Annotated in this window: 15 protein-coding genes; 6 read left to right on the top strand and 9 right to left on the bottom strand. The window is 54.1% G+C overall.

Translation table 11 applies throughout. The annotated features are described in order from the left end of the window. Positions 1-90 precede the first annotated feature (90 nt). The 4 genes from mnmE (at position 91) to ACLQ7H_RS27960 (ending at position 4,330) form a co-directional block, all read left to right on the top strand. Positions 91-1,455, top strand: coding sequence for a tRNA uridine-5-carboxymethylaminomethyl(34) synthesis GTPase MnmE (gene mnmE / locus ACLQ7H_RS27975; protein WP_411755488.1), 1,365 nt, complete (start codon positions 91-93; stop codon positions 1,453-1,455). Positions 1,456-1,710: 255 nt separating this feature from the next. Next, a complete protein-coding gene (locus tag ACLQ7H_RS27970) occupies positions 1,711-2,430 on the top strand; it encodes a 4'-phosphopantetheinyl transferase family protein (protein WP_411755487.1) in 720 nt (239 codons plus the stop codon). A gap of 188 nt (positions 2,431-2,618) precedes the next feature. After that, on the top strand, positions 2,619-3,185 hold the full coding sequence (locus ACLQ7H_RS27965; RefSeq protein ID WP_411755486.1) for an NADPH-dependent FMN reductase: 567 nt from the start codon (positions 2,619-2,621) through the stop codon (positions 3,183-3,185). Positions 3,186-3,277: 92 nt separating this feature from the next. Further along, a complete protein-coding gene (locus ACLQ7H_RS27960; protein ID WP_411755485.1) occupies positions 3,278-4,330 on the top strand; it encodes a hypothetical protein in 1,053 nt (350 codons plus the stop codon). Positions 4,331-4,417: 87 nt separating this feature from the next. Here ACLQ7H_RS27960 and ACLQ7H_RS27955 read toward each other — a convergent pair whose 3' ends face one another. Continuing rightward, positions 4,418-5,755: an NCS2 family permease gene (locus ACLQ7H_RS27955; RefSeq protein ID WP_024484702.1), complete on the bottom strand. Its 1,338-nt coding sequence runs from the start codon at positions 5,753-5,755 to the stop codon at positions 4,418-4,420. A gap of 212 nt (positions 5,756-5,967) precedes the next feature. Between ACLQ7H_RS27955 and yieH the strand changes: the two genes are divergently transcribed. Beyond that, positions 5,968-6,633: a 6-phosphogluconate phosphatase gene (gene yieH, locus ACLQ7H_RS27950; protein WP_411755484.1), complete on the top strand. Its 666-nt coding sequence runs from the start codon at positions 5,968-5,970 to the stop codon at positions 6,631-6,633. A gap of 80 nt (positions 6,634-6,713) precedes the next feature. Continuing rightward, positions 6,714-6,950, top strand: a complete 237-nt coding sequence (locus ACLQ7H_RS27945; RefSeq protein ID WP_411755483.1) for a hypothetical protein — start codon at positions 6,714-6,716, stop codon at positions 6,948-6,950. Positions 6,951-7,007: 57 nt separating this feature from the next. Here the strand turns inward: ACLQ7H_RS27945 and ACLQ7H_RS27940 are convergent, their stop codons facing one another. The 8 genes from ACLQ7H_RS27940 to pstS all read right to left on the bottom strand — a co-directional run bounded on the left by ACLQ7H_RS27940 (position 7,008) and on the right by pstS (position 14,100). Further along, positions 7,008-7,748 carry an amino acid ABC transporter permease gene (locus tag ACLQ7H_RS27940; RefSeq protein ID WP_411755482.1) on the bottom strand — a complete coding sequence of 247 codons (741 nt, stop codon included), beginning with the start codon at positions 7,746-7,748 and terminating at the stop codon, positions 7,008-7,010. A gap of 1 nt (position 7,749) precedes the next feature. Further along, entirely contained in the window at positions 7,750-8,475 is a 726-nt protein-coding gene (locus ACLQ7H_RS27935; protein ID WP_248945222.1) for an amino acid ABC transporter permease, read from the bottom strand. Positions 8,476-8,545: 70 nt separating this feature from the next. After that, positions 8,546-9,385 (bottom strand): ABC transporter substrate-binding protein, encoded by an 840-nt coding sequence (locus tag ACLQ7H_RS27930; protein WP_411755481.1) that lies wholly within the window; start codon positions 9,383-9,385, stop codon positions 8,546-8,548. Positions 9,386-9,552: 167 nt separating this feature from the next. Further along, positions 9,553-10,284 carry a phosphate signaling complex protein PhoU gene (phoU, locus tag ACLQ7H_RS27925; RefSeq protein ID WP_411755480.1) on the bottom strand — a complete coding sequence of 244 codons (732 nt, stop codon included), beginning with the start codon at positions 10,282-10,284 and terminating at the stop codon, positions 9,553-9,555. 12 nt (positions 10,285-10,296) lie between these two features. After that, positions 10,297-11,067, bottom strand: a complete 771-nt coding sequence (pstB, locus tag ACLQ7H_RS27920; protein WP_411755504.1) for a phosphate ABC transporter ATP-binding protein PstB — start codon at positions 11,065-11,067, stop codon at positions 10,297-10,299. A gap of 53 nt (positions 11,068-11,120) precedes the next feature. Next, positions 11,121-12,011, bottom strand: coding sequence for a phosphate ABC transporter permease PstA (gene pstA, locus ACLQ7H_RS27915; protein ID WP_411755479.1), 891 nt, complete (start codon positions 12,009-12,011; stop codon positions 11,121-11,123). 1 nt (position 12,012) lies between these two features. After that, on the bottom strand, positions 12,013-12,969 hold the full coding sequence (pstC, locus tag ACLQ7H_RS27910; protein WP_024484694.1) for a phosphate ABC transporter permease PstC: 957 nt from the start codon (positions 12,967-12,969) through the stop codon (positions 12,013-12,015). Positions 12,970-13,059: 90 nt separating this feature from the next. After that, positions 13,060-14,100, bottom strand: coding sequence for a phosphate ABC transporter substrate-binding protein PstS (gene pstS / locus ACLQ7H_RS27905; RefSeq protein WP_411755478.1), 1,041 nt, complete (start codon positions 14,098-14,100; stop codon positions 13,060-13,062). Positions 14,101-14,647 lie beyond the last annotated feature (547 nt).

Here is a 14,647-nt window from a genome sequence, read left to right as displayed (position 1 = left end):
GTAGGGGCTTGCCCCTACGACACCCGTTACGTTGCCAGTAGAGGCGGTCATTAGACCGCCTTTTTGCATATTGTCAGAGAGATAGCCGCTATGAACATCACCGATACCATCGCTGCTCTTGCTACTCCGCCCGGACGCGGCGGTGTCGGCATTGTGCGCATTTCAGGCCGGGGAGCCAAAGACGTCGCCATGGCGGTGCTTGGTAAACTACCAAAGCCGCGTTATGCCGATTATCTGCCGTTTCGTGACGCCGAAGACAGCACGCTGGATCAAGGGATCGCACTGTGGTTCCCCGGCCCCAATTCCTTTACCGGTGAGGACGTGCTGGAACTGCAGGGCCACGGTGGACCGGTGATCCTCGATCTGCTGCTCAAACGCGTGTTGGCGCTGCCAGATGTGCGGATTGCCCGCCCAGGGGAGTTCTCGGAGCGCGCTTTCCTCAATGACAAGCTGGATCTGGCCCAGGCCGAAGCCATTGCCGATCTGATCGATGCCAGTTCCGAACAGGCTGCCCGTTCAGCCATGAACTCGCTGCAAGGCGCTTTTTCCGTCCGTATCCATCAGCTTGTGGAAGCGCTCACTCACCTGCGCATCTATGTAGAAGCGGCAATCGACTTCCCGGATGAGGAGATCGACTTCCTTTCAGACGGCAAAATCGAAGCCCAGCTGAACGGTGTGATGGCCGATCTGGACGGCGTTCGAGCCGAGGCGCGTCAGGGTAGCCTGCTGCGTGAAGGGATGAAGGTGGTGATCGCTGGGCGGCCAAACGCTGGGAAATCCAGCCTGCTTAATGAGTTGGCAGGGCGCGAAGCGGCGATCGTTACCGACATTGCTGGCACCACGCGCGATGTGCTGCGTGAACATATTCATATCGATGGCATGCCACTGCACATTATCGATACCGCCGGGCTGCGGGAAGCCAGCGACGAAGTTGAGCGTATCGGTATCGAACGTGCCTGGAACGAGATCGAACAGGCGGATCGCGTGCTGTTTATGGTGGATGGTACCACCACCGCCGCCACCGAACCCGCCGAGATCTGGCCAGAGTTTATGGCACGCCTGCCAAGCACCCTGCCGATCACCGTCGTGCGCAACAAGGCCGACATTACCGGCGAGGCATTGGGCCTGAGCGAAGTAAATGGTCACTCACTTATTCGCCTGTCGGCGCGTACCGGTGAGGGGATCGACCTGCTGCGCGACCATCTGAAGCAGAGTATGGGCTTCACCAGCAATATGGAAGGCGGTTTCCTGGCCCGCCGCCGTCACTTGCAGGCACTGGAGCAGGCGGCACAGCATCTGTTGCAGGGCAAAGAACAGTTAGTGAGCGCTTACGCGGGGGAACTGCTGGCCGAGGAACTGCGGCTGGCACAGCAAGCATTGAGCGAAATCACCGGGGAGTTTACCTCCGATGACCTACTCGGGCGTATCTTCTCCAGTTTCTGTATTGGTAAGTAACCCAACGTCCAGATACACGGCCTCTTTAGCGTCCAAAGCCAAGCATTAACTCACTGTTAATGCTTGGCTTTATTTTTACATACGCCAAAACAAACCCCACAAGTCACCACACAACACTCCCGTCATGCCGCTGCTTTTTCATTCAAGGGAAGAATAATTAAGATAAAGATCATGCGAATTCTTAATGAAAAATCTTAACGTAATGCTTACTCTAACACTCCAGTTTTTTTATGAGCCTCGGTCATGGAGTGAACAATGGCTTGTCATTTTGTCCGATGGGATACGGTTGCTGAGCGTTTAGAGACCCATCGGCTCCCTAAAGACCTGATCGAAAGAACTGCCAGCTTTTCGGTTAAGCGCCGTCGGCGTTTTTTGCAAGGCCGCATCCTGTTGGCCGAAATGATATTTTATTTGTATGGTATCCCGGTACTTCCCCCGATTGCTACGGCACCGACCGGGCGCCCGTGCTTTGCCGATCATCATCTACCTGACTTCAGCCTCGCCTATGCTGGCAATACCATAGGCGTGCTACTGAGCCTGGAAGGCAAGGTAGGGTTGGATATTGAGGTGATGCGCGCACGGAGCCACAACCTGCTGCATCAATACTCCAGCACCACGGAGAACGCGTGGATTGCGGCGCAACACGACCGTCTGGAAGCCGAAACCCAGCTGTGGAGCATCCGCCAATGCGTGCTGAAACTGGCCGGCTTGGGTAACAGCGGCCAGGGGTTGTTGAATTTGCACCCTTTTTCCGGCCAATTACGCTGCAACACCCTGCCCAACGTGCACGTCATGAGTGATGCCGGTGAGTATCTCAGTTGGGCCTGCGCCCATCAACCTGGCTTGGATCGGCTGATTTGCTGGCAATATGACGATAACCAGGGCTTACAGAAATGCGACGAAATTTCACCACGCAACCCGCCCCTCTCCACACACTTTTTGAAGCTGACCAGCCTTGCCTCTGTTACACGTTGAAAGCACCGATTTAACGTCTGTCTTCGAGGGAATCTACAAAACAAAACTTTTCTTAACGCATGATTTACTACTTTGAATTGTAAAAACAGATAAAGATTCAGTCTCTACCTAGGATACGTCCCCCATTTCCCCTATTATCTGCTGGTTGTTCTAAGCTGAGTCTGTTCATCAGAAAAGGGAGAATCAAAATGTCAGAGCAAGCACTAAAGATCGTCACGCTACTAGGGAGCCTACGTAAAGGCTCTTATAACGCTATAGTCGCACGCGCTTTACCTCAGTTAGCTCCTCAGGGTCTCAGTATCGAAGCCCTTCCCTCCATCCGCGATATCCCACTCTACGACGCGGACCTCCAGCAAGAAGAAGGTTTCCCAGCCACGGTAGAAGCCATTGCCGAACAAATTCGCCAGGCTGATGGCGTGATCATCGTAACGCCAGAATATAACTACTCTGTACCAGGCGGCTTGAAAAATGCCATCGACTGGCTGTCACGTTTGCCTAACCAACCGCTGGCCGGCAAGCCGGTGGCGATCCAGACCAGCTCAATGGGGCCGATTGGCGGCGCTCGTTGCCAATATCACCTGCGGCAGATCCTGGTGTTCCTGGATGCCATGGTGCTCAACAAACCTGAGTTTATGGGGGGAGTGATACAGAACAAGGTTGATGAGCAAGCGGGTGAACTGGTGGACCAAGGCACGCGGGATTTCCTGACCGGCCAGTTGTCCGCATTCAGCGACTATATCCGCCGTGTAAAATAAGCGGCCAGGCGGCGCCCAAAGATAACACTATCGAAGGCGCCGTTTTCACTCGTTTTCTCATTAATATTATTTAAAAACAAAGTCATAAAATCATGCCTTTTTTTATTTTAGCCGTATTCTTGGCTTTTGCCACCAGTCCATTGTTTGCTGCACCCATGCTTTATCCTGAGGGAGAAGAGCCGCTAGAACTGCCTATCCATAGCCCGCTGAGTAAACCATTGCCCCGCTCAGCCTACAATCAGGAGGATAAAAAAGCCGGCGCCACATCGTTATATCTGACGCTGATGCGTGAAGATGGCCGTAATATCTGGGCCCCCTTTCAACTGGCTGCCTCCTCGGCCGAACAGGGCCAGACCGAACTAGCCGAACGTTATCTGCAACTTAGCGCCAAACGAGGATTGTGGTATTACTACAACCTGCTGGAAGACAACGCGTTCAGCAGCATTCAGCAAAGTGACACCTATCGTTCCATTCTGGCAACCACCAAAGCACGCTATCAACAACACGCCGCAAAGTTTGAAGGGAAACCTCACTATGCCGTGCCGAGTGGCGAGCCCCCGGCCGGAGGTTGGCCAACCATCGTCTACCTCCATCCCTACGGAAAAGCCGCCGCTATCATCCCAGAAGATCGGTTGCTGTTTACCGAGGCCGGGGTAGCCTATATTGAAATAAACGGCACGCAGATGCTGGCGGAAGGGAGCTTTCGCTGGTCTAACTATAGCTCTACCAGCACCCAGAACGCCATTCAACGCACCCTACAAAGCCTTGGCCCTAAGCTGAAGCTTAATCTCGAACAGGTTTACCTGACCGCTCGCGGTCAGGGGGCGCTACACGCGGCTAACCTGATGGCCAATTACCCGCAGTTTTATTCCGGAGCGATGTTGATTGCCCCGAAGGGCCGCCTTCCCCCGGCGAAGCATTCACTGGCAGAAAACAAACGCATCATGATCGCCTATTACGATCGGCAGAATTTCAACGATCGAGCGCTGGCTCTTAATTTTGCCGACTTGTTCAGAGGCAAAAATCAGGTCGAGATCGCTAACTTTGCCGAGGGGGAAGATAATATCGGTGGCTGGCAGACGCGGTATAACCGGCCTTTACGCTGGGTAATGGGTAGAGAACAGGATGCGTCACCGGGTGCATAACGTAGGGGGGCGCTGCATGCTGCGCCCGTTTAACCTTTGTCATCGATCTGAAAGGGGCTGAACGCCCCTTTTGATTACCGAAGATGATTAATGCCCGTCAACGAACGCAATTTTCAGCACGAACAGCAGCGCCACCACGATCACGCAGGGGCTGATTTCACGCCAGCGGCCGGTGCCCAGCTTCATGATGCAGTAAGAGATAAAGCCCAGGGCAATCCCTTCGGTGATCGAGAAGCTGAAAGGCATCATGGCGGCGGTTACAAAGGCCGGAACCGCTTCGGTCATGTCTTCCCACTTCACCCGCGCCAGGCTGGAAGTCATCAGTACCCCCACATAAATCAGCGCGCCCGCAGCAGCATAAGTTGGCACCATTCCCGCCAGCGGTGACAGGAAAATCACCAGCAGGAAGAGAATGCCCACCACCACGGCGGTCAGGCCAGTACGCCCACCGACGGCCACCCCAGAGGAGCTTTCAATATAGGCGGTAACCGAAGAGGTACCCGCAAAAGCACCAGCGACCGAGGTGATACTATCCACATACAGTGCCTGCTTCATACGCGGGAACTTACCGCTTTCATCGGTCAGACCCGCCTTATCGGTCACGCCGATCAGCGTCCCCGAGGAGTCAAACAGGTTGACCAGCATAAAGGAGAAGATCACCCCTGCTAGGCCGATATTTAACGCCCCGGCAATATCCACCTGGCCGACCACGGAGGTAACGTCCGGCGGTAGGGAGAATACTCCGCCATACTTCACGTCGCCCAACGCCCAGCCGATCAGCGTGGTCACGACGATGGAAACCAGTACCGCAGCATGGATATTACGCGAAGCCAGCACCGCGATAATAAAGAAGCCCAAGGCTCCCAGCAGCACGCTGTGAGAAGTCAGATTGCCTACTGCCACCAGCGTATCGGGGTTGGCGACCACGATACCGGCATTTTTCAGCCCCATCATGGCAATAAACAGGCCGATACCGCTGGTGATGCCCACGCGCAGGCTCAGCGGAATATTGGCAATCATCCAATAGCGGATACGGAAGATAGTCAGCAACAGGAAACCGATTGCGCCCCAGAAAATAGCACCCATGCCGACCTGCCATGAAATACCCATCGCGCCCACCACCACAAACGCGAAGAACGCGTTGAGGCCCATCGCCGGAGCCAACGCCACCGGTAGGTTAGCCAGCAGGCCCATCAGGATACTGCCCAAAGCGGCAACCAGGCAGGTGGTGACGAACACCGCCTGAGTGTCCATGCCCGCCGCGCCCAGGATCTGCGGGTTCACAAACACGATATACACCATGGTTAAAAAGGTGGTGATGCCGGCAATCGTTTCCGTACGTACCGTGGTGCCATGCTGCTTGAGTTTAAACACACGCTCAAGCAAGCCCTGATTGGCATCAAGGCTGAGGTCTTGTTTGCTCATTATAGAATTCCGAAGAGGGATTAGGACTGTCGCTGGCTATCCTATAACAAAAAGTCCGGGTTTTGACCTCGCTCACAGGTTTTTTTCGCCATCTTTACGGCTAAAATGGCCAACAACTTGTATTTATTAAGATTGCTAGCCAAAGAGGGACAATCTACGGCGATGCGGTTAAAGTAACAGCAGTCATGACTTAACCGAGGGCGCTTACCCCAATGAATCAGGTTGAATGTGTTTTATTTGATTGCGATGGCACGCTGGTAGACAGTGAAGTGCTGTGTAGCAAGGCCTATGTGCATATGTTTGCCCACTACGGCATCGAGCTGGCGCTGGAAGAGGTATTTAAAAAGTACAAAGGGATCAAGCTCTACGAGATCATTGAGCGGGTTAACGCCGAGCACGGGGTCAATTTACCCGCCAGCGATCTGGAGCCGATTTTCCGCCAGGAAGTGGCCCGTCTGTTTGATGCCGAGCTCCAGCCGATTGCCGGTGCGCGCGAGCTGCTGGCACAGATGAATGCCCCGCTGTGCACCGTTTCTAACGGCCCGGTGAGCAAAATGCAGCATTCGCTGGGGTTAACCGACATGCTGTCCTATTTTGATGACCGGTTGTTCAGCGGCTACGATATTCAACGCTGGAAACCCGATCCGGCCATCGTCTTCCATGCAGCCCAACAGATGCAGGTACCGGTAGAGCGCTGTATTTTGGTGGATGATTCTGTTGCCGGTGCCCAGGCGGGGATCGCGGCTGGCATCCCGGTGTTCTACTTCTGCGCCGATCCTCATAATCAACCGATCGATCACCCGCTGGTGACGACGTTTGACGATCTGGCGCAGCTGCCTGCGCTATGGCAGCAACGCGGCTGGCAGTTGACCCGTTAACTGGAAAGATCCCGCTTAGATGGCGGGCTCTCCACGCATAGACGGTTGAGATCCTGCCGCGTAATCAAAGGGAATTGAAAATGAAAACCATACTCTCAAGAATAATTACCGTACTTTTAGCCATCGTGGTTGCCTTTTTCTGCATTTCAGCCTTTTTGGTCCTTTTCCAGATCGCAGCGACAATAATGGCAATATATGAAATAGGTGCAGATAAATACAGCCTGAGCTATCTTACCGGGCAGGTAATATTCCTTATTTTTAGCGTAGTGATGATCTACGTACTCGGGAAACAATTTAAGAAACTTGAATGGTCGTGACTTTAAAACTGCCATATACATCAAATCATTAGGGCATTACCAGCCCTAGCGGTCCGCTTAACTAGCCGGTAACGGCGGGCGATTACGCCACCAGCGCCAGCTGCGTTTTAGCGCTTTGGTCTGCGGGCTAAAGCGTTTGTTCAGCCCGTTCGCCAACACATCCAGCGTCAGGCAGAAAATAAAGTAGACCAACGCCACAAACAGGAACACCTCCATCGGGTAAACCATGCTGCGGTTATTGACCTGCGTGGCCAGGAAGGTCAACTCACCCACACCGACGATGTACGCCAGCGAAGTGTCTTTAATCAGCGAGATCCACTGATTGATAAACGAAGGCACCATCATACGCAGCGCCTGCGGCAAGACAATCATCCGCAGCACCTGCCAGCGATTTAAACCCAGCGATAACCCCGCCTGCCACTGCCCGGCACCGATAGCCACGATCCCCGCTTTCACCGCATGGGCCAGATAAGCCGAGGCGATTAGCGCCAGTGCGCACACCACGGTGGTAATTTCCGGGATATCGACGCCAAACACGATGGGCAGCAGGAAGTAAGTCCAGAAAATCAGCATGATCACCGGGATGGCGCGGAAAAAACCGAGCACCATCGCCAGTAACCCAGCCAGTACCCCACGTGATATCGCCAATGCGACGCCCAGCAACGTGCCCAGCATTGCCGAAGCCAGTCCGGCCATCAGGCTGATTGCCAACGTCAGCGCAGCGCCGCCTAAAGGCCCATCCGGGAAGGTGCCCCACAGCAGGTAGCCCAGGTTTTCCTGGATCACGGTAAAGTCCATCTTAGTGTCCCCCCAGCGGCTTACGCTGTTGACGCCACATGCCCCAGCCTTCCAGCAGGGCAATAATGGCGATATACAACACCGTCGCCACGCCAAACGCCTGGAAGGTTCGCAGGGTTTCGGTTTCCACCTGGCGCGAAGCGTAAGACAGCTCAGCCAGGCCGATCGCCATGGTCAGCGATGAGTTTTTAATCACGTTCATGTACTGCCCCAGCAGCGGCGGGAAAGCGATTTTCAGCGCCTGCGGCAACACCACATAACGCATCGATTGCCAGCCAGTCAGCCCAAGCGCATAAGCTGCATGCTTTTGCCCGCTGGCGACGCCACGGATGCCGGAACGGATCTCTTCGGCAATAAACGCGGTGGAATAGAGCGTCAGGCCGAAGAACCCTGCCAGAAACTCAAAAGAGGGCCACTCGAGCAAACCTAACTGATGGGGGGTATTCAGCCATTGCATGGCGAAGGAAGGCAGGATCTGCCCGGCGGCGAAATACCAGAAGAACAGTTGCACCAGCAGAGGAGTATTGCGAAATAGCGCGCTGTAGGCCACCGCCAGCCAGCTTAACGGGCGCAGGCTGCTGTCCCGCATTGCCGCCAGGCCAAAACCCAGCAGCGTTGCCGCCAGCCCGGCACAGGCCGACAGCCATAAGGTCATCAAGAAGCCATTCCATAGCCAGCTCAGATACTGCGGCGCCAACAGCCAGTCTGAGAGTTGTTGCAGATTCATGTGAGGTACTTCCCCTCACCCTAACCCTCTCCACCACGGTACCAAACCGGGGGGAGAGGGAAAAGGGAGATTAGGCTTTAGGTTGCTGATCCAATGGGCCGATCTTGAAATCGCCACGCGGTTGGGCGGTTTTGGTTTCCGGGCCGAACCAGCGATCGTAAATCTTCACCGCCTCACCGTCTTTTTCCAGTTTGATCAAAGTATCGTTAACGGTAGCCGTGAGGCGATCTTCGCCTTTCGGGATACCAACGCCCTGATACTCTTTGGTGATGCTGAACGGAGAGATTTCAAAGTCGGCTTTTTGCGCGGCGGGCAGGTTGCCTAGCAGACCAACCAGCTTGGCATCGTCCTGGGTGATCGCCTGCACGTTGCCGTTACGCAGGGCGACAAACGCCAGCGGGGTATCGTCGTAAGAGATGACTTTGGCCGTTGGATAATGCTCACGCAGGGTAATTTCCTGCACGGTGCCTTTATCTGCGCCGATGCGCAGCTTCTTGATGTCTTCAGGGGTTTTCAGCACGCCCTTATGAGCAATGAATTTCTGGCCGGTAGCAAAATACGGCACGCTGAAATTCACCTCTTTGGCACGCTCGTCGGTGATGGTGAAGTTAGCCGCGATCAGATCAACCTTTTTGGACACCAGCAGAGGAATGCGGTTAGCCGGGTTGGTAGCACGCAGTTCAACCTTGACGCCCAGCGCCTTACCGATGGCTTCGGCCACGTCCACGTCATAACCCACCAGCTTTTTGCTTTGCGGATCGACATAACCAAACGGTGGGTTGCTATCAAATACCGCAATACGCACTACGCCAGCTTTTTGAATATCATCGAGTTTATCGGCATGTGCCACACCAGTGGCAAGGCTGGTCAGGCTGGCTAACAGAGATAAGGCTAAGACGCGCTGTTTCATGAAAAGCTCCCAAGTGATTGATGTCCCGCTGGCTGATAAGCTAGCAAGCCTCACTTAGGTCAGGAAATAATATTAAACGCTATAGTTATAACCTTTTTAACTTTGCGGTTTTTAAATGGCATAAAGGCGCCGTTTTCAGCGCCTTCTTGGATAAATCACTGGTTGAATTACGCTTTTTTCTCGTCTTTACCGTCTGATAACAGCTTGTCCAGCGCATCGCCACCGATATGACGGAAATCCTGGCCTTTGACGAAGTAGAAGATGAATTCGCAAATATTCTGGCAGCGGTCACCGATACGCTCGATAGAGCGGGCACAGAACAGCGCCGTCAGCACGCTCGGAATGGTGCGCGTATCTTCCATCATGTAGGTCATCAACTGGCGCACGATGCCCTCATATTCCTGATCGACCTTCTTGTCTTCGCGGTAAATCCGGATCGCTTCATCCAGATCCATCCGCGCAAAGGCATCCAGCACGTCGTGCAGCATCTGCACGGTGTGGCGGCCCAGTGACTCCAGGCTGACCAGCAATGGCTGATGCTGGTGCGAAAATTTCTCCAATGCGGTACGACAGATCTTGTCCGCCACGTCGCCGATGCGTTCCAGCTCGGAAATGGTCTTGATGATCGCCATCACCAGACGCAGATCGCTGGCGGTCGGTTGGCGTTTGGCAATGATGCGCACACAGGCTTCATCGATCGCCACTTCCATCATATTGACCTTGGCATCGCCCTCGATCACCTGCTTGGCCAGTTCACCGTCCTGGTTATGCATCGCGGTAATGGCGTCGGTCAGCTGTTGCTCCACCAGCCCGCCCATGGTCAGCACCTGGGTGCGGATGTGCTCGAGTTCAGCGTTGAACTGGCCGGAAATGTGTTTGTTTAAATTCAGGTTATCCATGATGCATCCTAATCAACCATAGCGGCCAGTAATGTAGTCTTCGGTCTGCTTTTTCTGTGGCGCGGTAAACAGAGTGTCAGTATCGCTGAACTCGATCAACTCACCCAGATACATAAATGCGGTGGAGTCAGAACAACGCGCCGCCTGCTGCATATTGTGGGTCACAATCACCACGGTGTAGTCAGACTTCAGCTCGCTGATCAGCTCTTCAATCTTGCCGGTGGAAATCGGATCCAGTGCCGAACAAGGCTCATCCAGCAGCAGCACTTCCGGGCGAATGGCAATGCCGCGCGCAATGCACAGGCGTTGCTGCTGGCCGCCGGACAGGCTGTAACCGCTTTGGTGCAGTTTGTCCTTGGTCTCGTTCCACAGTGCCGCCTTGGTCAGCGCCCATTGGACACGCTCGTCCATATCCGCACGGGACAACTTCTCGAACAGGCGCACGCCAAAGGCGATGTTGTCATAAATCGACATCGGGAACGGCGTTGGCTTTTGGAACACCATGCCCCCCTTGGCACGCAGCAGCGCGATATCCTGGTTATCCGTCAGGATGTTTTGCCCATCCAGCAGGATATCCCCTTCGGCACGCTGCTCGGGGTAGAGCTGGTACATCTTGTTGAAGGTCCGCAGCAGCGTCGATTTGCCGCAGCCAGACGGGCCGATAAACGCGGTCACCTTGTTCTTGGCGATATCCAGCGTGATGTTTTTCAGCGCATGGAATTTGCCGTAGTAAAAGTTCAGATCGCGTACCTGAATTTTGCTGCTGGAAGTAGAGTCAACCATACTCATCAAGACTTCTCTCTTTTCACGGTGTCGCCTGAGCGGCACTTAAATTTTTATGAATGCTTTTTCTTGGCGAAAATCACACGCGCCAGGATATTCAGTAACAGTACGCACAGGGTGATCAACAGCACCCCGGCCCAGGCCAGCTGTTGCCATTCGGCAAACGGGCTCATGGCAAACTTGAAAATGGTGACCGGCAGGTTGGCGATCGGCTGCATCAGGTCGGTACTCCAGAACTGATTCGACAGCGAGGTAAACAGCAACGGGGCGGTTTCCCCGGCGATACGCGCAATCGCCAGCAGCACGCCGGTGATAATGCCGGAGACCGACGCCTTCAGCGTAATGGCAGAAATCATGCGCCATTTCGGTGTCCCCAGCGCATAGGCCGCTTCACGCAGCGTGTCCGGTACCAGCTTGAGCATGTTCTCGGTGGTGCGGATCACGATCGGGATCTGCAACAGAGCCAGCGCAATAATCCCGGCCCAACCGGAGAAGTGTTCCATTTTCGCCACTACCACGGTGTAAACGAACAGGCCCACAACGATCGAGGGTGCGGATAACAGAATATCGTTGATAAAGCGGATCACTTCCGCCAGCCAGGATTTACGGCCGTATTCCGCCAGATAAATCCCCGCCATGATGCCCAGCGGAGTACCGAAGATGGTTGCCCACAGGATCAGCAAGCCACTACCGGCGATAGCGTTAGCCAGACCACCACCCGCCGTATTCGGCGGCGGCGTCATTTCGGTAAACAGCGCCAGCGACATGCCGTCGATGCCCTTGGTGATGGTCGAGAACAGGATCCACACCAGCCAGAACAGGCCGAAGGCCATGGTCGCCATCGACAGCAACAGCGCCAGACGATTTTTCTGCCGACGCCAGGCCTGCATTTTGCGGCGGCTTTCCGCCAGCGCCACCGGGTTTTGCATATCCATCGTTGCCATGTTAGCGGCCCTCACGCTTGGCCAGGCGCATCACCATCAACTTCGACAGCGCCAGGACGATAAAGGTGATCACAAACAGGATCAGGCCCAATTGCATCAATGCAGAGGTATGTAGCCCAGATTCCGCTTCAGCGAATTCGTTGGCCAGCGCCGAGGTGATGCTGTTGCCCGGCATAAACAGCGAGAAACTGTCGAGCTGGTAGGTGTTACCGATAATAAAGGTCACCGCCATGGTTTCCCCCAGGGCGCGCCCCAGGCCGAGCATCACACCGCCGATCACGCCGTTTTTAGTGAACGGCAGCACGATGCGCCAGATCACTTCCCAGGTGGTGCAGCCGATACCATAGGCCGACTCTTTCATCATCACCGGGGTTTGTTCGAACACATCGCGCATTACCGCCGCAATGTAAGGAATAATCATGATGGCCAGGATCACCCCGGCAGCCAGGATACCGATACCAAACGCCGGGCCGGAGAACAGCTCGCCAACGATCGGGATACCGGACAACACTTCCCCCACCGGGGTCTGGAAATATTGGGCAAACAGTGGAGCAAACACGAACAGGCCCCACATGCCATAAACGATACTCGGGATCGCCGCTAACAGTTCTATCGCGATCCCCAATGGGCGCTTGAGCCAGTTAGGTGCCAACTCTGTCAGGAACAGGGCAATACCAAAGCTGACTGGTACGGCGATAATCAGTGCAATTACCGAGGTGACGACCGTGCCGTAGATCGGTACCAGCGCACCAAACTGTTCGGCTGGCGCATCCCACTCTTTGGTCCACAGGAAGGCAAAACCAAACTTCTGCATGCTTGGCCAGGAGGCGATAATCAGCGAAACGATGATGCCGCCCAGCAACAATAGGGTAATCAGCGCCGCCAGTCTGACCAGCGCGCTGAAGATGATGTCACCGTTTTTACCCGGTGCTTTCATGGTCGGCTTGTACTCAGCCATAGATTACTCTTCTGTTTAAAGCTTGGAGAGCCCGGCACGCCAGGCCCCGACAGTCAGGTTGAGGCGCGGTCTGCCGCACCCCCTGCGTTGTTAGAACAAGGCCTTACCGGAGCTGTCTTTGATGTTGGTCTTCCAGGCAGCACGGATTTGCTCAACCACTTCGGCAGGCAAGGCGGCATAATCCAGATCGCTGGCCTGTTTGGCACCGGTCTTGTAAGCCCAGTCGAAGAACTTCAGCACTTCTGCGCCCTGCTCAGGCTTCTTCTGCTCTTTGTGCACCAGGATGAAGGTGGTGGAGGTGATTGGCCAGACGTTGTCGCCTTTCTGGTTGGTCAGGTCCTGCGCGAAGGTTTTGCTCCAATCCACGCCTTTGGCTGCGGCGCTGAAGCTCTCTTCGGTTGGGCTAACCGCTTTGCCATCAGCAGACACTAATTTAGTGTAGGCCAGGTTGTTCTGCTTGGCGTAAGCGTATTCAACATAGCCGATAGAGCCAGGCAGACGCTGAACGAACGCGGCGATACCGTCGTTGCCTTTGCCGCCCAGGCCGGTTGGCCAGTTAACGGTTGAGCCTGCACCAATTTTCTCTTTCCACTGCGCATTAGCCTTGGCCAGATAGCTGGTGAAAACGAAAGAAGTCCCGGAACCATCAGCACGACGCACCACAGCGATTGCCTGATCCGGCAGCTTGACGCCCGGGTTCAGTTTGACGATTGCCGGATCATTCCATTTTTTGATGTTGCCCAGGTAGATATCACCCAGGGTTTGACCATCCAGAGTCAACTCACCGGATTTGATGCCCGGAATATTCACCGCCAGCACCACGCCACCGATCACGGTAGGGAACTGGAACAGGCCGTCCGCAGCCAGTTTTTCATCGGACAGCGGGGCATCAGAAGCACCAAAGTCAACGGTGTTGGCGATGATTTGCTTCACACCACCAGAGGAACCAATCCCCTGATAGTTAACCTTGTTGCCGGTTTCTTTCTGATAAGAATCTGCCCACTTGGCATACACCGGAGCGGGGAATGTCGCACCTGCACCGGTCAGGCTAGCAGCAGCGAAGGCGGACACAGAGGCCAAAGAGAAAGTCGCTGCCACAATACTGGCGACGGTGGTACGCATCAGTTTCATAATCCCTCCTAATGGGATATTTCAAAATCGACCTTGGGTCGTTTTCATCAGAGTAAGTATTGCTGCAGGAGGGAAAATAGGACAGTTTGGTGACAGTAAAATGTACGAAATATGACATTTTTATGACAACGGTTCGCACAACAACAAAAGGAGCATTCCTGTAAATAATGAGTAATTAGCTTATCTCTCTAGGATAATCACCGTTTGTCAGATAATGCCGCAATCGTCCCTAGGAGAAATGCCCTGACAACCCGTAAAAAAACAGCCGCATCGCTATTCTTTCTGACCTAAATGGCGCTGACTGAAGATTAGAAAAAAAACATTAAATCATTACCAACAACAACCCAACACCCACCAATAATCAGTATATTCCCAAATAAAAACCCTGATAACAGCTAACTAATGACATCGAAAAAGTCAATAAACCAAAACTCAACAAAAATAAAATAATTGCAGATGGCCGTAGCGGTAGGTTAGATTATTAAAATTATTACACCATGCATGATCAACGTAAATTTTCACTCACAATCATACCTAGGCATTTATT

Origin of the sequence: Serratia sp. (in: enterobacteria) (assembly GCF_046715635.1) — a bacterium.
GTDB lineage: Bacteria > Pseudomonadota > Gammaproteobacteria > Enterobacterales > Enterobacteriaceae > Chania.
The sequence above is the reverse complement of the archived record's forward strand: the minus strand, read 5'-3'. Positions and strand labels throughout refer to the sequence as shown.